25 protein-coding genes and 1 pseudogene are annotated in these 24253 nt (G+C 64.0%); 9 read left to right on the forward strand and 17 right to left on the reverse strand.

Annotation, left to right across the window (positions count from 1 at the left end; genetic code table 11):
• Position 1: 1 nt before the first annotated feature.
• Positions 2-1972: a 3-hydroxyacyl-CoA dehydrogenase/enoyl-CoA hydratase family protein gene (locus tag BM348_RS01290; protein ID WP_092900884.1), complete on the reverse strand. Its 1971-nt coding sequence runs from the start codon at positions 1970-1972 to the stop codon at positions 2-4.
• A gap of 435 nt (positions 1973-2407) precedes the next feature.
• Between BM348_RS01290 and BM348_RS01295 the strand changes: the two genes are divergently transcribed.
• Together BM348_RS01295 and BM348_RS01300 are read left to right on the forward strand one after the other, a co-directional pair.
• On the forward strand, positions 2408-3169 hold the full coding sequence (locus tag BM348_RS01295) for an IclR family transcriptional regulator (protein WP_092900887.1): 762 nt from the start codon (positions 2408-2410) through the stop codon (positions 3167-3169).
• Between the two features lie 501 nt (positions 3170-3670).
• Positions 3671-4774 carry an A24 family peptidase gene (locus BM348_RS01300; protein WP_092900890.1) on the forward strand — a complete coding sequence of 368 codons (1104 nt, stop codon included), beginning with the start codon at positions 3671-3673 and terminating at the stop codon, positions 4772-4774.
• A 75-nt stretch (positions 4775-4849) separates the two neighbouring features.
• On the opposite strand, the gene BM348_RS01305 is transcribed toward BM348_RS01300, so the two are convergent.
• The 4 genes from BM348_RS01305 to BM348_RS01320 all read right to left on the reverse strand — a co-directional run bounded on the left by BM348_RS01305 (position 4850) and on the right by BM348_RS01320 (position 7622).
• Positions 4850-5089, reverse strand: coding sequence for a hypothetical protein (locus BM348_RS01305; RefSeq protein ID WP_092900894.1), 240 nt, complete (start codon positions 5087-5089; stop codon positions 4850-4852).
• 81 nt (positions 5090-5170) lie between these two features.
• A complete protein-coding gene (locus tag BM348_RS01310; RefSeq protein ID WP_092900897.1) occupies positions 5171-5962 on the reverse strand; it encodes an ABC transporter permease subunit in 792 nt (263 codons plus the stop codon).
• Positions 5955-7058 (reverse strand): ABC transporter ATP-binding protein, encoded by a 1104-nt coding sequence (locus BM348_RS01315; protein ID WP_092900900.1) that lies wholly within the window; start codon positions 7056-7058, stop codon positions 5955-5957. Before BM348_RS01315 ends, BM348_RS01310 begins: the two co-directional genes overlap by 8 nt.
• Before the next feature lie 144 nt (positions 7059-7202).
• The gene (locus tag BM348_RS01320; protein ID WP_092900903.1) at positions 7203-7622 is read right to left on the reverse strand and encodes an HIT family protein; all 420 of its coding nucleotides are present in this window, start codon (positions 7620-7622) and stop codon (positions 7203-7205) included.
• 216 nt (positions 7623-7838) lie between these two features.
• Between BM348_RS01320 and BM348_RS01325 the strand changes: the two genes are divergently transcribed.
• Positions 7839-8126 (forward strand): amphi-Trp domain-containing protein, encoded by a 288-nt coding sequence (locus BM348_RS01325; RefSeq protein ID WP_092900906.1) that lies wholly within the window; start codon positions 7839-7841, stop codon positions 8124-8126.
• Positions 8127-8349: 223 nt separating this feature from the next.
• Here BM348_RS01325 and BM348_RS21030 read toward each other — a convergent pair whose 3' ends face one another.
• From BM348_RS21030 to BM348_RS01340, 5 genes and pseudogenes are all read right to left on the reverse strand, one after another.
• On the reverse strand, positions 8350-8505 hold the full coding sequence (locus BM348_RS21030) for a hypothetical protein (protein WP_175507077.1): 156 nt from the start codon (positions 8503-8505) through the stop codon (positions 8350-8352).
• 317 nt (positions 8506-8822) lie between these two features.
• Entirely contained in the window at positions 8823-9242 is a 420-nt protein-coding gene (locus tag BM348_RS01330) for a hypothetical protein (RefSeq protein WP_092900909.1), read from the reverse strand.
• Between the two features lie 107 nt (positions 9243-9349).
• Complete coding sequence (locus tag BM348_RS01335) at positions 9350-9604, reverse strand: hypothetical protein (protein ID WP_245779377.1); 255 nt, start codon at positions 9602-9604, stop codon at positions 9350-9352.
• Between the two features lie 188 nt (positions 9605-9792).
• Positions 9793-9918: pseudogene (locus BM348_RS20495) on the reverse strand (IS1595 family transposase); the annotation flags it as partial.
• Between the two features lie 23 nt (positions 9919-9941).
• Positions 9942-10649: a uracil-DNA glycosylase gene (locus tag BM348_RS01340; RefSeq protein ID WP_092903530.1), complete on the reverse strand. Its 708-nt coding sequence runs from the start codon at positions 10647-10649 to the stop codon at positions 9942-9944.
• A gap of 55 nt (positions 10650-10704) precedes the next feature.
• On the opposite strand from BM348_RS01340, the gene BM348_RS01345 reads away from it, so the two are divergent.
• Together BM348_RS01345 and ileS are read left to right on the forward strand one after the other, a co-directional pair.
• Complete coding sequence (locus BM348_RS01345; RefSeq protein ID WP_092900915.1) at positions 10705-10932, forward strand: hypothetical protein; 228 nt, start codon at positions 10705-10707, stop codon at positions 10930-10932.
• Between the two features lie 94 nt (positions 10933-11026).
• Positions 11027-14233 (forward strand): isoleucine--tRNA ligase, encoded by a 3207-nt coding sequence (gene ileS / locus BM348_RS01350; protein ID WP_092900918.1) that lies wholly within the window; start codon positions 11027-11029, stop codon positions 14231-14233.
• Positions 14234-14480: 247 nt separating this feature from the next.
• Here the strand turns inward: ileS and BM348_RS01355 are convergent, their stop codons facing one another.
• The 4 genes from BM348_RS01355 to BM348_RS01370 all read right to left on the reverse strand — a co-directional run bounded on the left by BM348_RS01355 (position 14481) and on the right by BM348_RS01370 (position 18094).
• Positions 14481-15545 (reverse strand): hypothetical protein, encoded by a 1065-nt coding sequence (locus BM348_RS01355; protein ID WP_092900921.1) that lies wholly within the window; start codon positions 15543-15545, stop codon positions 14481-14483.
• 86 nt (positions 15546-15631) lie between these two features.
• The gene (locus BM348_RS01360; protein WP_092900924.1) at positions 15632-16480 is read right to left on the reverse strand and encodes a ribose-phosphate diphosphokinase; all 849 of its coding nucleotides are present in this window, start codon (positions 16478-16480) and stop codon (positions 15632-15634) included.
• A gap of 99 nt (positions 16481-16579) precedes the next feature.
• Positions 16580-17131, reverse strand: a complete 552-nt coding sequence (locus tag BM348_RS01365; RefSeq protein ID WP_092900927.1) for a hypothetical protein — start codon at positions 17129-17131, stop codon at positions 16580-16582.
• 48 nt (positions 17132-17179) lie between these two features.
• Positions 17180-18094 (reverse strand): HVO_0234 family beta-propeller protein, encoded by a 915-nt coding sequence (locus BM348_RS01370; protein WP_092903532.1) that lies wholly within the window; start codon positions 18092-18094, stop codon positions 17180-17182.
• Between the two features lie 160 nt (positions 18095-18254).
• Between BM348_RS01370 and glmM the strand changes: the two genes are divergently transcribed.
• Positions 18255-19619: a phosphoglucosamine mutase gene (glmM, locus tag BM348_RS01375; protein ID WP_092900930.1), complete on the forward strand. Its 1365-nt coding sequence runs from the start codon at positions 18255-18257 to the stop codon at positions 19617-19619.
• Between the two features lie 244 nt (positions 19620-19863).
• On the opposite strand, the gene BM348_RS01380 is transcribed toward glmM, so the two are convergent.
• Positions 19864-21015, reverse strand: a complete 1152-nt coding sequence (locus BM348_RS01380) for a DUF7118 family protein (protein ID WP_092900933.1) — start codon at positions 21013-21015, stop codon at positions 19864-19866.
• Positions 21016-21093: 78 nt separating this feature from the next.
• Positions 21094-21462 carry a phosphoribosyl-AMP cyclohydrolase gene (gene hisI, locus BM348_RS01385; protein WP_092903534.1) on the reverse strand — a complete coding sequence of 123 codons (369 nt, stop codon included), beginning with the start codon at positions 21460-21462 and terminating at the stop codon, positions 21094-21096.
• Positions 21463-21640: 178 nt separating this feature from the next.
• On the opposite strand from hisI, the gene BM348_RS01390 reads away from it, so the two are divergent.
• The 3 genes from BM348_RS01390 (at position 21641) to BM348_RS01400 (ending at position 23426) form a co-directional block, all read left to right on the forward strand.
• Positions 21641-21868, forward strand: a complete 228-nt coding sequence (locus tag BM348_RS01390) for an antitoxin VapB family protein (protein WP_092900936.1) — start codon at positions 21641-21643, stop codon at positions 21866-21868.
• Entirely contained in the window at positions 21849-22253 is a 405-nt protein-coding gene (locus BM348_RS01395) for a PIN domain-containing protein (protein WP_092900939.1), read from the forward strand. Before BM348_RS01390 ends, BM348_RS01395 begins: the two co-directional genes overlap by 20 nt.
• Before the next feature lie 156 nt (positions 22254-22409).
• Positions 22410-23426, forward strand: a complete 1017-nt coding sequence (locus BM348_RS01400; protein ID WP_092900942.1) for a matrixin family metalloprotease — start codon at positions 22410-22412, stop codon at positions 23424-23426.
• Between the two features lie 7 nt (positions 23427-23433).
• Here the strand turns inward: BM348_RS01400 and BM348_RS01405 are convergent, their stop codons facing one another.
• Positions 23434-24240 carry a CPBP family intramembrane glutamic endopeptidase gene (locus tag BM348_RS01405; RefSeq protein ID WP_092900945.1) on the reverse strand — a complete coding sequence of 269 codons (807 nt, stop codon included), beginning with the start codon at positions 24238-24240 and terminating at the stop codon, positions 23434-23436.
• Positions 24241-24253: the final 13 nt, after the last annotated feature.

Consider the following 24253-nt stretch of genomic DNA (forward strand, 5'->3'; position numbering starts at 1 on the left):
CTCACTCACCCGTAAACTCCGGCTCGCGGTTCTCCCTGAACGCCGTGACGCCCTCGTACATGTCGTCGGTGGTCGTCAGCAGGGCGAACGACTGCTTTTCCATCTCGAGGGCCGTCTCGAGGCTGGCCTCCTGTCCGTCGTTGATGACCTGCTTCGCGGCCTTGAGCGCGACCGGCGGGCCGGTGACGAGATCCGAGACCACGTCGTCGACGACATCCTCGAACTCCTCGTCGGCGACGGCGTGGTTCAGGATGCCCCACTCTTCGGCTTCCTCGGCACCGATCTTGAGACCGCGGAACACCATCTCCTTCGCTCGGTTCTCGCCGACGAGCCTGACGAGTCGCTGGGTCGCGCCGCCGCCGGGGATCAGGCCGAGATCCGTCTCGGGCGTGCCGATGGTCGACCCCTCCTTGCCGATCCGGATGTCACAGGCCAGCGCGAGTTCGATGCCCGCGCCGAGACAGAAGCCGTCGATCTTCGCGACCGTCGGCCGGTCGAACTCGTAGACGGTGGTGAACACGTCGTCGGGATCCATGATGTCGACCGGTTCGCCGGCGGTGAAGCCGGTGATGTCCGCCCCGGAGCTAAATGCTCGATCTCCAGCGCCCGAGAAGACGACGCAGCTCACCTCGTCGACGTCGACGTCGGTCAGCAGGCGGTCGATCTCGGCGAACATGTCTTCGGACATCGAGTTCAACCGCTCCTGCCGGTCGAGGGTCACGTCGAGGACGCCCTCGTCGGTGAGTTCCCAGTCGAGGTAGTGATACGGCGGATCCGTTCGGTAGTCGTAGAACCCTTTGCCGGCGTCCTCGCCGGTGTGTCCCTCCTCGACGAGTTCGACGAGGTACTCCGCCGGCTCGTAGCGGTCGGCACCGTACTCCGCGTGTAGTTCCTCGAGTTTCTCGAGGACGGCATCGAGGCCGACGCGGTCGCCGCGCCGGCACATCCCCTCTGGGAAGCTGCCGCCGAGGCGGAGTCCGATATCGATCGCTTCGGGCGTCGCCACGTCGTTGCCGACGAGCCACGCCGCGTTGTTGATCATAACCGCCTCGGTTCGGAGGGTGTCGAAGTCGCCGGCGTCGGTCGGCCCGTAGTCGACGCCGTCAGCGTCGTCGCGACCCGCCTCGCCGCTTTCGTATTCGTAGAACCCCTTCCCGGTCTTCTTCCCGAGGTGCTCGTTTTCGACCTTCTCGGCGACCACGGGCGGAACGGGCTGGTCGGAGGCGTCTCGGAAGTGATAGCCGATGTCGATGCCGCCGAAGTCGTTGAGTTCGAACGGCCCCATCGGGTAGCCCCGCTCGTAGACCATCGTCGCGTCGGCGGTTCGAACGTCCGTCTCGTCGTTCGAGAGCATCCAGGCCGCCTCCTCCATGAACGGCACGAGGACGGTGTTGACGACGAAGCCGTGGACGTCTTTGTGAACGTGGATCGGTCGCTTGTCGACCGACTCGGCCCACTCGTAGGCGCGCTCGGCGTACTCCTCGCTCGTGGCCTCACCGCGGATGACCTCGACGAGGTCCATCTTCACCGGCGGGTTGAAAAAGTGCAGTCCGACGACCTGCTCGGGCCGATCGGTCGCGGTTGCGATCTCCGAGATGGAGAGACTCGAGGTGTTCGACGCCAGAATCGCGTGCTCGGGCGCGTGTTCGTCGACCGTCGAGAAGGTATCTCTCTTGATATCCATCTGCTCGGGGACGGCCTCGATCACCAGATCCGCGTCCGAGACGGCGTCGGCCAGATCGGTGGTGGTTTCGATCCGCTCGAGGACCGCGTTGGCGTCCTCGTCGATCTGGCCCTTCTCCGCGAGCTTTCCGACGCTCCACTCGATGTTCTCGTAGCCGTCCTGTACGAGGTCTGTTTCGATATCGCGCATCGTAACTTCGTAGCCGCCGATCGCGGCGACCTCCGCGATGCCGTGTCCCATGCTTCCCGCGCCGAGAACCGCGACTCGTCTCACCGTGTCAATCGTCATCACGTAAATCTGCGTGTTTCGATCCCATATATCTTTGGAACCTCTGCGTAGAACGCCTGCGCTTTGCCGTCTATTGGTGGATTTATGCCGACCGATCGCTCCCAAACGCTGGCGGCTCGGGAGACAGCCCATTCGGTTGGCGACCTCGAGTGAAATCCGTCTAAAATACTTAGAAACAGGGCTGGACGCTGTGCCATGACGAATTCTTCAGGAACTATCCTGTAATAAACGCCGCATCAGCACCGAGTTACAATCATATTACTGTAAAACAGTATGTATCGGTTGCGAAAATCCGTCTATCTTAGTTGGACGCTATCTAGTTACTCGTTCTACACCTCTCCTCTGGACTCGTCCAAGCGTGTCGTTTTGCCGCGAACCACCGATCCGTCCAATATGACCGAACGGCTTAACAGGAACAACGTACTTGGTAGTTTTATGCCAAGTGCAACGCCCTCGCTCACGTCGGTCCAGCGGGCCTTCGACGTCATCCGGTTGCTCTGGGAAACCAACGGCGCGGGCCCGTCGGAGATCGCCGCGCGGATGGAGATCCCGAAAAGCACCGCGCACGTCTATCTGCGGACCCTCGAGTCGACCGGCTACGTCGTCAATCGGGGCGGCGAGTACTCGCTCAGTTACAAGTTCCTCTCGACGGGGTCGCGGATCAAGTACCGAAGCCGGATCTACCAGGTCTCGAAACTCGAACTCAAGCGTCTGACCGAGGCGACCGGCGAACTCGTAACGCTCGTGATCGAAGAAGCCGGTCGGTCCGTGATCCTCCACGAGGAGTTCGAAGATCAGTCCCTCGAGCTGGGTATCTATCCGGGGATGACGTTCCCGTCGCACTCACACGCACCCGGGAAGACGATCCTCGCTCACATGTCCGACGAACGGCTCGAGGAGGTTCTCGAGACGCGCGGCCTCCCGAAGGTGACCGAACAGACGATCACGGACAGGGAGACGCTGCTCGAGGAACTCGCGGAAATTCGAGAGCAGGGGTATGCAGTCGACTGGGATCAGCAGGTCGATGGTATGGGTTTGCTCGCGGTTCCGATCGTCGTCGAGGGTACTCTCAAGGCCTGTCTCGGTATCGCCGTCCCGACCGGCCGGCTCAAGAACGAGTCCTACCAGCAGACGCTCCTGCGCGAGGCGGAGGAATCGGCCGATACGATCAGAATCAAGTATCGGTACGGCCAGTGACCGACCGACCGGCTACGGTGGGCTGACTTCCGCCGATCGGTCTCGAACGACCTGTGAATAGATATAATCTGACATTATATGAGTCATATTTGAAAACTTACTACTATTTGGTTCGACTGGTCGACATCGTTCTCGTTGTCCACTCCGGACGACCGAACGACCGAAAACACGCGTACTATACGTTTAAGCTCTGTATTCGTATCCATATCTGGGACTCATTCACGAGCGATTCGATTCATGATAACAACTCTCACTGGAACTTTTCCGGGCTGAAACTAGCTATATACGCCTCTTCTCGCGCTCTTATACTATTTTGTTTGTCGAGTTCGAAAGAGCTGCGATGAAAATAATATATTTGATCTATCTAGAACTATTGTATATATAGAGTCTGGTAGTTTTGCCATTCCAGATACTGATTCAGTCTCCCGCGCCAGTCACTCGCGCTTCGAGCGCCTCGAGATGGCCGAAACTATAACGCCCTCTCGCTCGAGAGGGGGTCGTGTGACACTTTCGGCTTCGTCGGCGATAGGCCCCGATCTCCTCCGGTTGCTCGCCGTCCCGATTTTCGCGTGGGTCGCGTACCGCGATCTCAAAACGCGGCGCGTCTCGAGTACCGTCTGGATTCCGCTGTCCGCACTCGGAGCGGCCCTGCTCGTCTGGGAGGGGTGGCTCGCCTGGACGGCCGGTTCGACCGTCTGGTTTCTGGACTTTCTCCTGCCGGCTGCGGTGAGTCTCGGCGTCGTCGTCCCACTCGCGTACCTGTTCTGGTGGTTCGGCGGCTTCGGCGGTGCGGACGCCAAAGCGTTGATGACCATCGCGTTGCTCTTCCCGACGTTCCCGCGGTACGTCGTCGGTTCCGTGGGGCTCCCGATGTCGACGACGCCCGTCGGCGCGTTCTCCTTTACGATCCTCACGAACGCCGTGCTGATCGGCATCGCGATTCCGGTCGCACTCGCCGTCCGGAACGCCCTCTCCGGTCGCATCGCACCGGTGATGTTCGTCGGCTGGCCGATCTCCTGGGAGCGAGCGACCGAAACCCACGGCACGCTCCTCGAGTCGCCGAGCGTGCTCAGCCGCCGCGGACTCGATCTGGACGCGTTGCGCATGTACCTCCGGTGGCGGGGCTGTTCGCTCGCCGACGTTCGATCCGATCCCGAGACGTACCGCGACCCCGAGTCGCTGCCCGACGATCCGAACCGGCCGACCGACGGGGCCGTCGGCGCGGCGGTTCGAACCGATGGGGGTGAATCCCTCGAGTCGCCGCCCGGCGAGTCGGGACAGTCCGACTCGAGCGAGATCCAGCCACAGACACCCGCAAAATCGGACCGGTCGACCGACGACGAGGAACTGTCGTTCGTCGACGAATCGTCCGCCGACGAACCCGAACCGGCGATCGACGACCCGTGGGGTGCCGAGGCGTTCCTCGAGGACATAGATCACACGGCCTACGGAACCTCGGCTGCGGAGTTACGCTCTGGGCTCGAGACCCTGACAGAAGAAGAGACGGTCTGGATCTCGCCGGGAACGCCGTTTCTGGTGCCGGTGTTCGTCGGACTGGTGATCGCGCTGGTCTACGGCGACCTGCTCTTCGGTCTGTTCGTCTAGGACCGGCCGTTTTTCGTCGTGACTCGAGTCGTTCGATCGGTAGTCAGGGGGTCGATCGGTTTTCGCGGAAGCGATTCAGCTCGTGCGCTCGTACAACGGGACCAGCACCGTCCAGAGGACCACGATGGCCGCGCCGCCGGCGATGATCCCGAGCCACAACTCCCCGGTGCCGGTCGGCGGTCCTCGCGTAATCGCGAGCGCGATTCCGCCGAGCAACAGGAGACAGCCGAGAAGCGTCGCCACCTCGAGCGCCGCCGCGACGGGGTGTTGCCGTGCCAGCGCAGCCAATCTGGTAAATCCGCGTGCCGGACTCATACTTCTGGCTCACACTCGAGGGGCAAAACGCTCACGGCAGTTCGGGGTCGGCGAACCGCCGCGGCAGCCGACGCTTCGAGCTTACGATCCGATATCGCCTTGAGCGAACAGCACGCTCGCGAGGAACACGAGCACCGTCGTCGCGGCGAGTAAGACCACCGCTCCGCCCCAGTCGTAGGTGCCGTCGACGAGGATCGCGGTCGGATCGTAGTAGTGAGTCGGACTAATCGAGCCGATCCACTCGTAGCCGTCGGTGCTGGCGGTGATCGACTCGATCAGGAACAGTACGAAGACGGTCGCGATGGCGAGTCGGCTCGCGACGCTCGCGCGCGTCACCACCACCGATATCGCGAGTCCGATCGCCGTACACGCGAGCAGGTAGGGAATCGAGAGGAGATGGACCATCGCCAGATCCGCGACCGAGATCGACTCGCCGATGGCGAGGACGCCGCCGTAGACGGCGACCGGAACGATTGCGTTGAGCGCGAGCACCGGCACGCAGAGCGCGGCGAAGGTCTCGAGGACCACCCGACCTCGCGAGACCGGCAGCGAGAGGACGAGATCCATCCGGTCGCGCTCGACGTCGCCCGCGATCGAACTCGCCGCGGCGTAGGCGACGTAGAGCCCGAGCAGGAGCAACCAGACGAACTGGTAGACTTCGATGGCGAGAAAGCCCTCGATCGTCCCGATGGCCTGTATCCCGAACGCTTCCTGAAACGCCGGCGGATAGGCCTCGACGAGCCCCTCGAGGTCGGCGTCCCCGAAGGAGGGGAAAAACGCGAGAAACACGAGGGAGAGCACCCCGATTCCGACCGCGAGCGCGACCGTCCCGCGAAGCCGTCGTTCGGCTTCGTAGCGAGCGATCTCAAGCATCGGTCTCCTCCGATCGCGGGCGATTTTCGGCCCCCGAATCGTCCGTCGACCGCCGTTCCTCGGCCCTCGACTCGCTACCGCTGTCGGTCGTCGATTCGTTGCGTTCGTCGGCCGCCGGATCGTCGCGTTTGTCAGCCGCTGGTTCGCCGCGTTCGTCGGTCGCCGGTCCGTCTGCCGTCGGTTCGTCGCGGTCGCCGGTCGCCGCCGCGTCGCTCCCCTCGTCCGTGGTCCCGTAGTAGTGCATGAAGATGGTCTCGAGTGAGGGCTCGTCGATCTCGACATCGAGCACGTCGTAGCTCGTCAGGTGCGAGAGTAACGCGTTGTACTCGCCCGTGTAGGTGAACGTAACTGACCGCCCCGCCCGCTCGAGGTCGGTCGCGCCGTCGATCGGCTCGAACTCGTTCTCTCCCTCCGCGAGGCGAAGCCGGACCTGTTTCCCGCCGCGGTCGAGCAGGGCCTCGACGTCCTCGAGCGCGACGAGTCGCCCCTCTCGGAGGATGCCAACGCGATCGCAGACGCGCCGGACCTCGCTCAGGACGTGCGAGGAGAAGAAGATCGTCGTCCCGCGGTCGCGTTCGTCCCGGAGGAACTCGAGCAGCCGCTCCTGTTTCAGCGGGTCGAGTCCCGAGGTCGGCTCGTCCATGATGACCAGGTCCGGATCGTGCATGAACGCCTGGACGAGCGCGAGCATCTGTCGGTTGCCGCTCGAGTACTCCCGTATCTCTCGGTCGAGCGGCGGGGTGAACAGTTCGAGGAGTTCCTCGCGGCGGCTGTCGCCCCGGATCGACCCGAAGTACTCGAGGACCCGCCTGCCGGTCGACTTTTCCTCGAAGCCCAGATCCGCCGGCAGGTAGCCGATCCGGCGTTTCGCCTCGATGAGCGCCCGCTCGTCGCGAATGTCAGCACCGAGCACGCGAGCGGTTCCGGCCGTCGGCTCGAGCAGTCCGAGCAGGAGCCGGATCGTCGTGGTCTTGCCGGCTCCGTTCGGGCCCAAAAATCCGAAGATCTCGCCCTCCTCGACGGTGAACGCGAGGTCGTTCGCCCCGAGGACCTCTCCGTAGTCTTTCGTCAGCCCGTCGACGTCTATCGTTCCCATGGGTACTGTTTACATCCCGCAGGTGATAAATTTCGCCGACAAATGAGTCGCTCGAGGCTCGTTCGCGTTCGATCTTCCGGGTCCGGATCGTTCGCGTTCAGGCTCGAGCTCGTTAGACTCGAACCCATAAGATACCTGTCTCGTTCAGACTCGAGACTCGATCGTCTCGGCGATATCGTCTAACTCCTTGTCCGCGAGGTCGGGTCTGTCGCCCGCGACGGCGTGGATCGGGCCGCCGCCGTCGCCCTCGAACCGGGGGACGATGTGACAGTGGACGTGCGGTACTTCCTGGCCGGCCGCCTCGCCGTTGTTGAACGCGACCGTGCTCGCGTCGGCGTCGACGCTGTCCTCGACGATCGGGACCAGCTCGTGGATCGTCGCGTAGAGATCGGACGCGACGTCGTCGGGAACGTCGTTCAATCGCTCGTACTCCTCTTTGGGAATCACGAGGGTGTGTCCTGGCGCGAGCGGATTCGCGTCGAGGAAGGCCACTGTCGTCTCGTCCTCGTAGACGATGCGTGCGGGAATGTCGCCGTCGACGATCTGGCTGAAGATGGTTCCCATACGCCAGTGTGTGTCGCCTCGCCGTAAGAAGGTTACCCGGTCCGGATTGGCAGTTTGGTGGGTGCTCGAGCGGCCCTCGGTCGGTACAGGAGAGAGACGTCTCACTCGAGACGGTACGGGTCCGTCCGGTGGCACCTCGATGGAAGTGGTGACCACCGAACCGGTGTGCGGATATGAAGGGCGAGACGTTTTATCGGCGGTCGTTGCAAGTCCGGTATGGGAAACGACGAACCCGAGACCGAAGCGGAATCGGCGGACGACGAGACGGAACGCGAAGGTGAGCGAGTGATGAGCCGGCCGGACGGTGCGGCGATCCTCCGCGAAGTCGCCGACGGCGTGGAGAACGGGACGATCGACATCGAAGGCGACGACGGTTTCACGGTCGCGGTTCCGGAGCGATTCGAACTGGAAGTCGAGTACGAGGTCACGGACGACGAGGCCGAGTTCGAAGTCGAACTCGAGTGGCCGATGGAAGACGGCGAACCGGTATCGCCGGACGAGTAACGCGATTGGTGGCCGACGGAGTCCAGCGGCTACGAATCCGCCGAAACACGGCCGGTGGCGAGAACCCACCCCTCGAAGGATAGTTCGGGCCGATAAAACGGACGGGACACGGAGCGCTGTTCGGTTCGCATCGGTAGCGAGCGTGTCTCTCACAGCAACACGAGCAAGAAAATAGGATATCAGTATCGGACTCAGCTTCGGCGGTCTGCTGCTCGAGCACCCCTCAGAGGTCAGGTGAACCGACCTGACAGCCACACGGCGAACAGACGTGCTCGGTCGGCCCGCGGCTCGTGATTCGAGTAACCGGCGTGTCACACCGCGGACACCGCGGTAGAAACGACGGCTCGCGCTCGTCTGGCTCCGAAGGTTGCTCGCTCATAGACACCTCACGCGCAGCTTTTTGGGCGCGCCGGCCAGTTGATAGCGGTACGGCTGTCGTGCGAGACGTTTATATCTCGGTAGAATCAACGCAAACATGGTTTCAACCCTATCCGGGTTAGAAACCGCGCCTCGGATGTCTTCACCATCCGGGGCATTTCAGCGCATGCCCCTCGCGACTGTAGACGCGCGGTTTCTATCTTGTTTGTTGTCGGGTAGTCACTTATACTATTGGGATTCGGGCGGGCAGAAACAGCTCAGGCTCTCATTCTGTATAACGTTCTTCACTCAAAAATACAGACTGTCTCTACCGAGTCGTTATTCTGCGTAAATTGTATTGCATGTGGGCTCAAAAAGTAATTCGCCTTCATGTGTCTGATATATACTAACACCGCCAGCCGATCTTGTGGCTTTATCTTCGCAGTACGTCGTCGGCCAAGTATACTCTACTGAATTTCCATCGTCTATTGCCACGGAGAGTATTGTCGGATTTCCAGTAAATGGTTCAGTGACTTCTTCAGACTGTTCGCCTTCTAAGTTGAATTCCCGTTGGTAGAGTACGCTTTCCTTGTCATTTGTAACTGTTACAGAGAACGTATGCGCCAAATCTTCCCTGTTATAAATTCGCACTTCATGTGCGAGTTTTTTTGAAAATACGCCTGTACACCCAGCGAGCGCGATAGTCGAGGCTATTCCGCTTGCCATGAGGAGTTCTCGACGAGTCGTGGAGGGTTGCATGCTAACTGATGACTGATTACGCTCACTTAATAGCTTGACATTTCTGGCGGTTTTCGGCTAAGCAGTTCTTGACACGTCCCTGTCGGCGTTCCGCGTCGACGCACAGTCTACTCCGTCGCGCGTGTCCGGACAACGGCCCCCACGACCGCATCCATCACGACGAGAAACGCCAGAAGTCCAGCGACGGCCACGGAGAAAAGGCCGAAAAAGCCGCCCCAGTAGACACCACCGGACGAGTTCAGACCCTCCACGGCGGCCCACATCGAGACGAAGAGGCAGGGCACCGCGAAGGTAGCGAGCACGATGTCAGTGGGCTCACGGGTGTACATCCCTCGGACAAGTACCGCAAGTTCGACGAGCAACGGGAGTACGAGGAGGGTCAGCGATCCAACATTGAGTAGGGGGAGAGAAAGCAGGTGTGAAGGTGGCAATAGCATAGATACGATGACATTTGAGCACTGGCTATTATTTTTTTTCGATCTTGTGGCGTAGATTATTGGTGGATCATAGCGCAGTTCCGAGGATTGTTTCAGACGATTCGTACGTTCCCGAAAGCCGTCGTGTAGATGGTCGACGACTCCGCCTTGCGGTCGGCCAGCAGGAGTCGAATCGTCGATTCGGCGGCTTTCGCTGGCGGCACATGGCGGTTGCCGGTGTCGCGGTCAGCCAGAATAAATCACGGGTGATTTGCCCGCATCTTCACTCGAGCACGTCCTCGAGCGTCTCCCGAATCGCCTCGAGATACGCCGCGGGTTCGTAGCCGAGTCGGCCGATCCAGACGTCTTGGTACGACGGATGCAGTATCGGCACCAGCCAGACGTCGAGTCCGTCACAGCGAATCGGCTCGAGGACGGTCTCGAGAAAGCCCTCGAGCGATCTCCCCGCTGCTTCCAGCACCGTCGCCGTCGCGTGTTTGCCGGTCGCGAGCACCGCGTCGGGGTCGACCGTCTCGAGTTCGGTCAGCAGGTGGGTGCGGCAGGTTTCCCGTTCCTCGTCGGTCGGCTCCCGGTTGGTCGTCGGGTCGTCCGAATCGGCGGGAAAGCACTTGACGGCGTTCGTGTAATAGGCGTCCTCGCCGTAGCCGATCCGCTCGAGCATCGACCGAATCCGCCGTCCAGAGTGCCTCGAGGTGTAGGCTTTTCCCGTCCAGTTGCCGCCCCGCCAGCGATCGGCGTCGGGGTTGCCGAAGCCGGGTGCCTCCCCGACTACGACGATGTTCGCCTCGTGACTGCCCGTTCCCCACGAGATGCACTCGCGGGAGTCGACCAGCGCCGGACAGCGCGCGCACTCGGCCTCGAGGACGTTTCGCCGCCCCGGAAACTCGGGATCCGTCCCAGAACTCGCATCGGGCACGCTCGAGGCGAGGCGGCGCTCGAATTTGACGCCTTCGCTCGACTCTCGCGGCATTCGCTCGCCGATCCGATAGACAAGTTTACAGTCGCCCGGTGGGTAGGTGACCTCCATGAACGCAGAACTGGGGGTCGAACTCGTCACGCTGGTACTCTACACGATCGGCGCTGGCGTTCTCACCGCGGGCGGTCTCGTCGTCGAGTACGCGAGCTTTCAACACATCGCTGCCAGCGAGGGGACGCTCGCGCTGTGGCTCGCCGCCATCGGCTTCGTGATGCTCTACGCGGGTATCTACGGCATCGGATATCAGAAACTGCTCGCGAACCTGGTCCGAAACTGAGTTCGCCGCCGCGTCGAGATGTCTTCGGCCGGTCGCTCTATGGCCGACCTGCGATATCGATTCCTCTTTACTTCCCCAGCGAATTAGCACAGCCATGAGCAGGTTCGGCGAGGTCGACGACCAGTACGACCCCGAAGCGGTTGAGCAGCGGGTCTTCGAGTACTGGGACGACGTCGACGCCTACGAGCAAACGGTCGAGCATCGCGCGGACGGCGAGTCGTTTTTCTTCGTCGACGGCCCGCCGTACACCTCCGGGTCCGCCCACATGGGGACGACCTGGAACAAGTCACTGAAAGACGTCTACATCCGCTACCTTCGGATGTGCGGCTACGACGTGACGGACCGGCCGGGCTACGACATGCACGGCCTCCCGATCGAAACCCAGGTCGAGGAAAATCTCGGGTTCGAGAACAAAAAGGACATCGAGGAATTCGGCGAGGAGAACTTCATCGACGCCTGCAAGGAGTACGCAGAAGAGCAACTCGAGGGGCTCCAGGAGGACTTCAAATCCTTCGGCGTCTGGATGGACTGGGACGATCCCTACAAGACCCTCTCTCCGGAGTACATGGAGGCCGCCTGGTGGGGCTTTTCGAAGGCCGCAGACCGCGGGCTCGTCGAGAAGGGCCACCGCTCGATATCGCAGTGTCCGCGCTGTGAAACCGCCATCGCGAACAACGAAGTCGAGTACGAGGACGTCGAGGACCCCTCGATCTACGTCAAATTCGACCTCGAGGATCGAGACGGATCGATCGTCATCTGGACGACGACCCCGTGGACCATCCCCGCCAACACCTTCGTCGCCGTCGACGAAGAGGGCGACTACGTCGGCGTTCGAGCGGAGAAAGACGGTGAGGAGGAACTCCTCTATCTCGCCGAGGCCAAACACGAGGAAGTCCTCAAAGAAGGTCGCTACGAGGACTACGAGGTCGTCGAGGAGCTGACAGGCGAGGACCTGCTCGGCTGGTCTTACGAGCACCCGCTCGCCGAGGAGGTCCCCGACCACGTCGACGTCGAGGGCGCGCTCGAGGTCTACGCCGGCGACTACGTCGACACTCACGGCGACGGCACCGGGCTCGTCCACTCCGCGCCGGGCCACGGTGAGGAGGACTTCGAACGCGGGACGGAACTCGACCTGCCGGTCTTCTGTCCCGTCGGCGGCGACGGCGTCTACACCGACGAAGCGGGTACGTACGAGGGTCAATACGTCAAGGACGCAGACGAGCAGATCATCGCCGATCTCGAGGCCAAGGGCGCGATGCTCGCCGCCGGCCACACCCACCACAGCTACGGTCACTGCTGGCGCTGTGACACGGGCATCCTTCAGATCGTCACCGAGCAGTGGTTCATCACGATCACCGACGTCAAAGACGAACTCCTCGAGAACGTCGAGGACAGCGAGTGGCATCCAGACTGGGCGCGGGACAACCGCTTCCGGGACTTCGTCGAGGATGCCCCTGACTGGAACGTCTCCCGCCAGCGCTACTGGGGGATTCCGCTCCCCGTCTGGACGCCCGAGGGGCGGGACGACGACCAGGACATGATCGTCGTTAGCGACCGCGAGGAACTCGCAGAACGCGTCGATCAGGATATCGACGCCGAGACGGTCGATCTCCACAAGGATACCGTCGACGACCTGACGATCACCGAGGACGACACGACCTACACCCGCGTTCCGGACGTCTTCGACGTCTGGCTCGACTCCTCGGTCGCCTCGTGGGGCACCCTGAACTACCCGTCGGACGAGACCGAATTCGACGAGCTCTGGCCCGCTGACTTCATCCTCGAGGCTCACGACCAGACGCGGGGCTGGTTCTGGTCCCAGCTCGGAATGGGCACGGCGGCGATGGGCGAAGTGCCCTACGACGAGGTCCTCATGCACGGCCACGCGCTCGACGAGGACGGCCGCAAGATGTCCAAGTCGGTCGGCAACGTCGTCGAACCCGACGAGGCCATCGAGCGCCACGGTTCGGATGCGATGCGGCTGTTCTTGCTCTCGGCGAACCCGCAGGGAGAGGACATGCGCTTCTCGTGGGACGAGATGGCGACCCTGGAGAACCAGCTTCGAACCCTCTGGAACGTCTTCCGGTTCCCGCTACCGTACATGCGCTTGGACGAGTTCGACCCCACCGAGAGCGACCTCGAGTCGCTCGAAGACGACCTCGAACTGGTCGACGAGTGGATCCTCGCGCGCCTGCAGTCGACCAAAGCCGAGATGACCGAGGCCTTCGAGGAGTTCCGACAGGACCGCGCGCTCGATGCGCTGCTCGAGTTCGTCGTCGACGACGTCTCCCGCTTTTACATTCAGGCTGTCCGCGAGCGGATGTGGGAGGAAGACGACAGCGCCTCGAAGGAGGCCGCCTACGCGACGATCTACCGCGTCCTCCGAGAGACAGTCGCCCTGCTCGCACCCTACGCGCCGTTCATCACCGAAGAGATCTACGGCACGCTCACCGGCGAGGACGAACACGACACCGTCCACATGTGCGACTGGCCCGCGGTCGAGGAAACCTGGGAGGACCCGGAACTCGAGACCGACGTGGCACTGCTGCGCGCCATCGAGGAGGCGGGTGCGAACGCCCGCCAGCAGGCCGGTCGCAAGCTCCGCTGGCCGATCACGCGCGTCGTGGTCGCCGCGGACGACGACCGCGTCGTCGAGGCCGTCTCCCGCCACACCGACTTGCTCGCGGATCGGCTCAACTCCCGCGAGGTCGAACTCGTCGAACCGGGCGAGCAGTGGGGCGAACTCGCCTACAGCGCCGAAGCGGACATGAGCGAACTCGGTCCCGCCTTCGGCGGCCGCGCCGGCGAGGTCATGACCGCGCTCAACGAGGCCCGCGTCGAGGAGCCGACCCTCGAATCGCTCGAGTCGGCGGTCGAGGACGCACTCGAAGACGGCGAGGAGATCACCGACGAGATGGTCTCGTTCGTCACCGAGACCCCCGACGACATCGCCGGCACCGCGTTCGGCCTCGACGGCGACGACCGCGGCGTCGTCTACGTCGACGCCTCGCTCACCGAAGACATCGAGAGCGAAGGCTACGCTCGGGAGGTCGTCCGCCGGGTTCAGGAGATGCGCAAGGAACTCGATCTCGATGTCGAAGAGCGCATCGCGCTCGACCTCGAGATCGAAGACGACCGCGTCGCCGACCTCGTCGCCGACCACGACGAGTTGATCCGCGAGGAAGTCCGCGCCGACGAACGCGGGTCGCTCGAGGACGGCTACCGCAAGGAGTGGGATGTCGAAGGTGTTACGATGGAGATCGCGATCGAGTCGCTGTCGGTTGCGGAAGCCTCGGATTAGAACTGCCGAGCGGTGCGAGGCAGCTTTTTAGACCAGGTTTTTCGAGGAGTGGTAAGCGATAGCGAACCCGACGAGAAAAAGGTGGATGCCGAGATCGCGATCGAGTCGCTGTCGGTCGCGGAAGCATCGGACTGATCGCCGTCGCGTGGGCGAATGCGACGGCTACTCGTCGCCGTTCTGTTGCGTATCGGACCGTTTCAAAACACGATTGTTCTCGCTCGAGACCGTTCGCGTCGTCGATCGGCCGTCAGCGATCGTCGGAGCCGCTCGCGAGGAAGGATCCGTGGGCCGTCCACAGCTTCTCGGTCTCGACGGAGGCGTCGACGACGAACGTCCAGCCGTCGCGGTAGACGCCCTCGTTCTCGAGCGACCCCGATCCCGAGGTCGCCTGACTGACGATGTCTACGACGGTGTCGACCGAGAGTCGGTCCGGGTCGGCGACGATGCCGTACCGGAGCCGACTTCGCGTCGGGCCCGCCTGCAGGGCGACGCCGGTGGCTCGTGCGGCCCGAACCGCGGACCTGAACGCTTCCGGCGCGTCGGTCAATCGATCACACAGCGCCTCCCGCGTCGCCGAGTCCAGCGACGCACACGCGACGGCGTGTCCGGAGAGCAGGGATGGGAGCGAGCCGTACGTCTCGTTCAGATCGAGGTTCGCCTCGCTCGAGCGCGACCGGTCGTCGGCGACGAGCGCCGCGTCGACGTGGGTTCGGGCGTCGGTGGATTCGCTTCCGTACCCGACAGCGAGCGTCGAGTCGCCGAGACCGATGGCGTAGGGTTTGTCCTCGGCGGCGAGCCGATCGGCCGTCGTCGGGTCGTCGGTCGTGGGCGTCGTGGTGGTACTCGAGCCGGTTCCCGTCAAACTCTGCGGAGCGCCGTCGATCTCCATCCGGTGGCGGTCCCCGTCCGAGCCGACCTCGGACAAGCCGTACGCCCCGGCTTCCGTTCTGATCGCTCGCCTGTTGAACGAGCCGGTTGCGACAGCACAGCCGCCGGTGATCGTTTCGCCGTCGAGCGCCGCGCTCGCGCTGACGCGTTCGACGTCCTCGAGCGAGACCGACGAGTAGCGTCGGCGGAGTTCCTCGAACGGGGCTCTGGCGGCCTCGGGAAGGCCGGTAACGTCCAGTATCGACCGGTCGACGCTTGCGATAGCCGTCGTTTCGGCGTCGGCGACCGCTCCGGCGTCGTACCCGTACTGGGTTCCCAACGCCGCCGATCGCGCGTTCGGTGTGGCACCGGCTGTCCCGCTGGCGATGGCTCCGACGCCGGCGACCGCGAGGGCGCGACGGAGCAGCGACCGTTTCGATAGCATCGACCGAGAAAAGACGCGACTCTCTTATAAGTATGCTGTCGGATTTTCTCGCCGAGAAACTGCTCGAGTTGGCCCCGGTGACGAGATCACAGTTCCTCGGCGATGGCCGGCGCGACTGAGACCGAACTGACCGGCCGTTCGACCGTGTCGGTCCCGTAGATCGCTTCGACGCCCGCACTCGAGAGCTTCGTATAGGCGTTGTGGACCAAAAGCGGGTGAACGCAGGTGACGAACACGCGGTCGACGCCGCGCTCGGCGAGGACGGCGACGGCCTCGCTCATCGTCGACCCCGTCGCGATGATGTCGTCCGTGACGACGACGTCCCGGCCGGCGACCTCGACGTCGCTCGGAGTGATTTCGACCTCGGTTCCCGAGCGCCGCGTCTTCTCGAAGTAGTCCGTCTCGCCCGCACCGTAGGCGTCGCGGACCGTCTCGGCGAGGTCTATCGCTCCGGCGTCCGGCGAGAGGAACACGGGGTCCTCGAGCGCGTCGGGCAACGGTTCCGCGAGGCGTCCCGCGGCGTCGACCGCGGTCGCCGTCGGTTCGAAAAACTCGCAGACGTCGCGCTCGTGAGGAGTGACCGTCAGCACGCGATCGGCGCCCGTCGAGATAGCGCGAGCGACCGCTCGAGCGGAGATCGGGTGTCCCGGTTCGAACGCGTCGTCCTGCCGGCCGTATCCCATGTAGGGGAGCACCGTGACGACTTCCTCGGCCCCCGCTTCGCGGACTGCGTCCTGCAGTTGCAGGAGTTCGACGTGCGCGTCGTTCGAGACCGTCGACGCGACGACGACGGCCCGGTCGCCGTCGAACGCCGGGACCGCGGCGAGCGTTTCCCCGTCCGGAAACCGATCGTAAGTGGCGGTCGCGAGCGGTTCGTCGAGAACGCGGGCGAGCGAGGCGGCGAGCGACTGCGAGGCAGATCCGCTGACGATCATACTCGCAGAGTCTGGCCGCTGGCTAAACCCGTTTTCGTTCTCCGTCTCTGATCCGTTCAGCGTCTCTGATCCGTTCAACGATGCAGCGGCCGTGTGTCCTCACTCCGCTTCGGTCGCGTCGTCAGCGTCGGCGTCGCCCGACCCGCACGGACCGCCGGAGGTCCCGCTCGCCATCGTCACGCTGCCGTCGCTCCTGACGCTGATGAACAGGTTGAAACAGTCCGGATCGTTCCAGTCGGCCGGCGTCACCTCGCGAACCGAGTCGCCGTCGAGGCGCGCGACGACGCTGAACGAGCCGGGTTCGCTGGGCCAGTTTCGCTCGAGGGTCGTGCTATCACCGCTGGTCTCGAGGGTCTCGGTGGTCCACTCTTCTATTTCGCCGCCGAACTCGACGATAACGTCGACCGTGTGGCTCGTCTCGTCCAAGTTTTCGACGGTGATGTCTCCGAGTATAGTGCCGGTCTGTGCAGTCGATCCCGATTCGTCTGTCCCACCATCGGGTCCGCCGCTTTCGTCGCCGGTGGTTTCGTTCCCACCGTCGTCTGTCGCCCCATCGGGGTCGCCGTCGCCCGATCCCATGCACCCGGCGACCGCACCCACCGCCGTCGTACTTGCGACGGCCAGCATCTGCCGTCGTGTTCGATCTCCCATCGATCCATCCTATAAATTCCGTCACAGTAAGCCTTCGTCAGACGCGCGTCACACGTCGCCATCGGCTTCGACCGTCGGAACCGCGATTCCCGTCACGCCGGTGACGCCGAGGACGTGAGGCCGCCAGCCGGTGTCGTCGGCCGCGAAAACCGTCCCGTCGGTCGAGACCGCGTAGACGGTGTCGCCGTAGCCGAACCCGACGATCGCATCGCTCGAGGCCGCGCCCCCATCGCTGTCGTCCGATCCGCCGGCGGTTGCCCACTCCTCGTCCCGAACCCAGTCTCCCGCCTCGTCACCGTGGGCCGCGTATTCGTAGACGACCCCGTCGGAGACCGCGTGCGCCTGCTCTAGGTGACCCGACTCGCTGCCCGGATCGGCCGCGACGATTTCCGTGGAGCCGGATCTAATCTCCATCCACCCGTTGCCGAGTTTGTACAGCCCCGACTCGGTCGCCGCGAGCGGAACCCCGGCGGCGGAGACGTCGCGAACGTCGCTCAGTCCCGCGTGATCGAGCCCGCCGTCGTGGACGCGGTAGACGCCGCGGTCGGTTCCGAGCAGGTCGCCGTCCATCGCCTGTACGTCGGCCTCGAGAGAACCAGAGAGCGTCTCCCAGCCCTCGGCGTCTCGCCCGTCGCCACCGTCCAGTCGGGCGATACGGCCGTCGGGTCCGGCCGCGAGGAGCGCGTCTCCGTGGTAGCTCGCGGCCACAGCGGGGCCAAATTCCGTCTCGGCGAACGAGTCGGGATCGGTCGGATCCGCCACCAGCACGTCCTCGTCGGTCGCGACGGCGATCGAACCGGGACAGGCGGCAACGTCTCGCGTCTCCGCTCGGTGACAGAGCGAAAACTCGCCGACGGCGCTGTCCGACAGTCTCACGTGGACGACTCCCATCGAACTCCCGACGTAGGCGTCGAGTGCGCCCCCGCTCTCGCCGTAGACGCGTTTTTCGTCGATCGTGCTCATACTCGAGCCCTCGGCCGGGAGCGTCGAAAACATTCTGCTTGGCGACGGCGCCGCGTCGTCCGTTCTACGTGGCGACGGGCTGTGGTTGACTCGGCTGTGCGAAGCCCGAAGGGAGCACCGTCCGGAACCACTTTGGGGCGTCCGCGCCCAGTGTTCGTCGATGAAAGTGTTCGGATCGAGCGGGACCCGGGGCGTCGCCAACGAGGAACTGACGCCGGAGTTCGTCCTGCGCGTCGCCAAAGCCGCGGGCACAGCCTGGGACGTCGACCGGATTGCGATCGCTCGAGACACTCGCCACACCGGCCGCATGCTCGCCGATGCGGCCGCCAGCGGCATCGTCAGCACCGGGACCGACGTCGATCGACTCGGGATTTTACCGACGCCGGGCGCGCAGTTTTACGCCGAGCGCGAGGGCGTTCCGACGATCGTCATCACGGCCTCGCACAACCCGCCCCAGTACAACGGCGTCAAACTCGTCGGTAGCGACGGCGTCGAACTGGCGATCGACGACCTAGAGCGCATCGAGGAGGCGCTGCTCGCCGAGTCGTTCGACGTCGCCGCGTGGGACGAAACCGGCCGGAGCCGCGACGTCGACGGCGTGCGACGGGACTACATCGACGAACTGCGCTCTGCCGTCGACGGCGAGAAAATTGCCGCCGGCGACCTGACTATCGCCCTCGATCCGGGCCACGGCGCGGGCTCGCTCGTCAGCCCCGAGTTCTTCCGCGATCTCGGCTGTCGCGTTATCACCGTCAACGGACAGGCCGACGGTCACTTCCCCGGCCGCGACCCCGAACCGGTCCCCGACAACCTCGAGGACCTCGGCCGACTCGTCCGCGCGACCGACGCCGACGTCGGGATCGCCCACGACGGCGACGCCGACCGGGCCATCTTCTTCGACGAAACCGGCGAGTACGTCGAGGGCGACGCGACGCTCGCAGCGCTCGCCGCGGCCGAACTCGAGCCCGGCGATACGACCGTCTCCGCGGTCAACGTCTCCCAGCGGCTGGTCGACGTGGTCAACGACGTCGGCGCGTCCATCGAACTCACGCCGATCGGCTCGACGAACATCATCACGCGGATCGAGGAACTCGAGGAAAACGGTCGGCGCGTGCCGGTCGCAGGCGAAGGAAACGGCGGCATTTTCTTCCCCGGATTCCGCCTCTCGCGGGACGGGGCCTTCACAGCCGCTCGATTCCTCGAACTCGTCGCCGATCGGTCGGTGAGCGACATCGTCGAACCCTACGGCGGCTACGCCAACGTCCGCCGCAACATCGAGTACGACTCGACGGCCGAACGCGACGCGATGATCGACGCGGCGGCGAACCAGGCCAAAACCTCCGATGCAGAGCTCAACACGCGCGACGGCTACCGTCTCGATCACGGCGACGCCTGGGTGCTCGCCCGCCCCTCCGGCACCGAACCACTCGTCCGGATCTACGCGGAGGCCCGCGACTCGAGTCGCGCCGAGGAACTCGCGGGCGATATGTACCGGGCGCTGGCCGAAGCGAAAAACGACGCCTGATCTCGCCACCCCCCCTCTCTTTACGCGTCGCGCTCCTCACCGTTCCGTCGCGAGCACGCCGCTGGCTCGAGTCGAAGCCCACCGATCGGTCCCGGATCCATCGCCGCGGTCATCGCGATTCCGCTCGCGAGCAGGTGATAGGCACAATCGGAACGAGGAGGCTGTGGCTCATGGGCGGTCGTTCGTCCGCATCCGTGGAAATACTCCGCCGCGTGCTGGTTCGTATTGCCGGACGTGGAGTCGACTACACCGGATCGTCGACCTCGAGGGCCGCCTCTAACTGCTCTCGTTCGTTTCGAAGCGCCTCGAGTTCGTCCTCGACCTGCCCGTCGGCCAGCCGCCTGCGCTCGTCGGGCGTGAGCCGGTCGACCGCCTGAGCCGCCGTCTGCAGCCGGTCGTAGTCAGAATCGCGGGCGAATAAGCGAACCTCTCGCAGCAGCGATACCGTCTCCTCGTCGGCGATCCGGTCGACAAACGGCCGGTACTCGCGCGTCTGCCGGCGGAGGACGCCCGCGGGCTCGGGCGGCCAGCCGACGGTCAACGGCTCGGCGTCGATGCCGTCGAGGTAGGTCTGCTGGGTGGCCACCTGCCGCTTGAGTTCGTCGGCGTCGTCGACGTAGTGAGACAGCTTCGAGCGGGTGTACTCGGCGTACTCGAGCAGTTCCTCGACCGTGTACTCGCCCGCGGGATTCGTCTCGACGTAGGACTCGAGGTCTGCGGGGGGCAGTTCGTACTCGACGAACGGATACCAGCGCGTTCGACTCAGGAACGCGAACACCTCCCGTGCCGAGGCGTTGCTTCGATACTCCTCGAACGCCTCCCGAACCGCCTCGTCGTAGGCTTCGATCGGCTCCCGAAGCCGCTCGACCGGCGCGTCGAAATCGGCGTGAGAGAGCTCGAGCAACCGTTCGGCCTCCGCGAGTTCGTCGTCGATCTCCCCGAGGCGCTGGCTGGCGTTCGTCCGGGCCGCACCCAGCGCCTCGCGCGCGGCTTCGCGCTCGTCGATCAGGTCCGCGTACTGCTTTGCCGGCTCGAGTTCGGCTTCAGCCTGCTCGAAGTCGGACTCGCTGAGCCGGCGCTTGTCGATCGCGTCGAGCGCGGCCTCGAAGGCTTCTCGACCCCGAAGATCGTCGTCGAGCCCCTCCACGAGCGAGTCGAACTTCCCCTCGAGTTCGATGTAGGCCTGGAAGTTCTCCCGGCCGGTGCCGGTCGCGCGGTCGACGTACGATTCCAGTAACTCGGTCGCGTTTCGGTAGGCCGCCGCGGCGTCTTCGACCGCCGCCTCGTCGCCGCCGCCCTGTCGTTCGATTCGTTGCTGTGCCGTCTCGAGTCGCTCGCGGGCGTCTCGCAGCTCCGCGAGCGCCTCGGAGTCCGCGCGATGAACGGATTCGCTCATTGTGTTTGGAGTGTCGGTGTGGGTTCGCTATCTCGAGTGGCGGTGTGGTTCGTCGCGGCGCTCCGACGCGACTCGACGTTACTCGTAGACCGCGTCGGGGTCGAACACCTGCTCGCCGACGTTTTCGCCGTCTACCGTTCGATAGAAACACGACCGGTGGCCCGTGTGACAGGCCCCGCCCTCCTGCTCGACGAGATAGAGCAGCGTGTCGGCGTCGCAGTCGACTCGAACCTCCGCCACCTGCTGGGTGTGACCGCTGGTCTTGCCCTTCTCCCACAGTTCCTCGCGGCTCCGCGAGTAGTAGTGGGCTCTGCCGGTCTCTCTCGTCCGCTCGAGGGCGTCCGGAGAGACGTACGCGAGCATCAACACGTCGCCCGACTCGGCGTCCTGGGCTATCGCCGGAACCAGCCCGTCGTCGCCGAAATCGACGTCGATATCGTCGTCCATACTCCGAGGAAAGTCCATCGAGAGCGATAGGTCTTTTGCTGCACTCGAGATTCTGGGAACGGTGGGATTCGATCCGCAGTCGGACGGGTGATCGGTTCGTGACTCGCCGTTTCGATTCGCGAACTTGAGTGGCACGTCGATATGTTTATCCGCTGTCTCTGCGTATGTGTATGTGTACATGGGGTCGAAAACCATCTCGCTAACCGAAGACGCCTACAATCGGTTGAAAGACCACAAACGCGAAGACGAGAGCTTTACCGACGTGGTCAACCGCCTCACCGACACCGAGGCGAACCCCCTCGAGTCGGCGGGGAAGTTCCCCGGACTCGCCGCCGATCGCGACGAGTTCCGCGAAAAATTCGATCAGGACGTTACGGAGAGAGAACGTGAACTGTTTGGACAGTAACGCGCTCGTCGATTTTCTGGACCCGACGACCGAACATCACGACGACGCTCGGTCGTTTATAGAGGACCGGCCGTCGCGAGCGTGGTTCGCCCCGGCAGTTGTGATATACGAGATCTACCGATACCGAGCGCGTCAGGCCGGTCCCGATGGTCTTTCCGAACTCGAGAATAGTCTCGAGTGGCTCGACACTGTCGCGCTGACGTACGACGCGGCACGCGAGGCGGCACTAATCGACGCCGAGTTGCTGGCCGCCGGAACGCCGATCAATCAGATGGACGTGCTGATCGCGGGCGTCACCCGCGAGGCCGGCGGAACGCTCGTGACTCGAGACGGCGACTTCTCCGCCGTGGAAGGTCTCGCGGTCGAGAGCTACGTCGAGGACTGATCGGCTCGGCGAACGATCCCACACGTACCGGCGGGTCAGGTACTCTCGCGTTGAGTCGTGGCCGAGCTCGGGTAGATCGGAGTGGCGGACTCCGGGTGTTGGATACGTGACACGCCGGACATCAGAGTTTTCTACTCGCTTGCCGGACAGTCAGGCGTGTCAACCGCTCGTCTCGCGCTCGCGCTTGTCGTGCTCCTCGCCCTCTCGGGCTGTGCGAGCGTCCCAATCGATCCGATGGGCAACGAACCCGCGCCGAATACCGCGGACGTACACTCCGAGAATCCGTACGGGAAGGACACGCTCACGGTCGGTCTCGACACCAGCGCGGCCGAGCGAAACGTCACTCCGCTCGTCGCGAACGCACTCGCATACTGGGAGGAAAACGCGAGCGAGTACGCGGGCTATCCGATCGAGTACACGCTCGAGCCCGACACGACGAATCCCGACGTACAGATCGACTGGCGGGAGAACATCACTGCCTGCGATGGGTTCGATACGCGCACGATCGGCTGTGCGGATCTCGTCACCGATCGAGCGCCCGCTACGACCGAGATCGCCATCGAAGCCGGCTGGACGAACTCGAGCACCGAGGACACGCTCATCCACGAACTTGGGCACACGCTTGGACTCGATCACGACGACGAGCCCCAGCCGATCATGCAGGCCACCGAGAGCGTGACGCCGGCCGAACAACGCCCCGAGGTCACGCTCTTGCTCGATCGGAAGTACCACGATCACGAGACGGCTCGCGAACAAACCGAGCGCGCACTCGACTACTGGGACGAGTGGGCCGACGGCAATCTCGAGCAAACCGTTTCCTACGACCTGCAAACGACCGAAATCGACGTCGGCTCCGAGTCGGGGAGTACCACCGACCCCGCTCGATCCGATTCGATCGATGCCGACCGCTCGGAGAACGTCTCGGTCGTCGTCGCCGATGACCGCGAGTACTGCGACGCGAACGAATCCGCGTCGTGTGCGGGCGTGTCGGAACCCGAAATCGACACCGACGACTACAGCGTGGGGCTGGCGATACCCCGCGCGGATACGATCGGCTGGTTCGTCGGCTACTACCTCGGCGCGTTCCACGGCCTCGAGTCCGAGGAGTACCCCGACCCGTTCCAGACTCGAACCGTCGAACACGTCTCCGGGGAGTGGTGGGCTGGCGAGTGAAAGCGGGTTAGAGGCTCGCCTGCAGCAAGAAAAGCGTCGCGTTGTAGCCGCCGTGGATCCACATTACCAGATAGAGATTGTTGTACCGCTCGTAGAGCCAGCCGAAGGCAAGCGACAGGACGAAGACGACCCCGAGCGAGACGACGGCGGCCGAGAGCGTCGTCGTGAGGTACGCCATGAGGTGCAAGCTCGAGAACAGCAGCGAGGTCCCGACGATCGCTCCGGTAGAGCCGAACGCGGGGCGCATGTAGTTCTGGATTAGCCCCCGGAACAGCAACTCCTCGGCGGGGCCGATCACGAGAATCGAGATGACGGCGAGTGCGACGTAGTAGTACGGCGAGACGTCGCCGCCGATCAGCGAGTGTTCCGAGGCGGAGATTCCGAGCGCGGAACTGGCAAGCGAGAGCGCGGCCTGGAGCACGACGAGTCCGGCGATGGCGAGGAGACTCACGCCGATCTGGCGAGGCGTCGGCCTCGAGAGCCCGAACTCGGGTTTCGGTATCCAGCCGCGTGCGGCCGACAGCGCGGCGAGCCCGAACGCGCCCAGTCCCAGCAGTCCCGACTCCAGGCCGGCGAGGAGGACGTAGCTCTCGCCCTCCATGATCGAGTTGAACTGCTCGACGGTCCCGGTGGTCGCGGCCAGGTAAAGCATGGCCCCGATCATCAGCACGATGAGGACGGCGAACGTGAAGACGTACGCGCCGACGATATATCCGATCGATCCCAGCACCGCGATCAGCCCCGACCGCGAGGGGGGACCGGTTGGCGGGGACTGCTCGGGAGCGCTCGTCGGATCCGACTGTGGGTCGTCCATACTGACTATCGGG

This window comes from Halostagnicola kamekurae (assembly GCF_900116205.1).
GTDB lineage: Archaea > Halobacteriota > Halobacteria > Halobacteriales > Natrialbaceae > Halostagnicola > Halostagnicola kamekurae.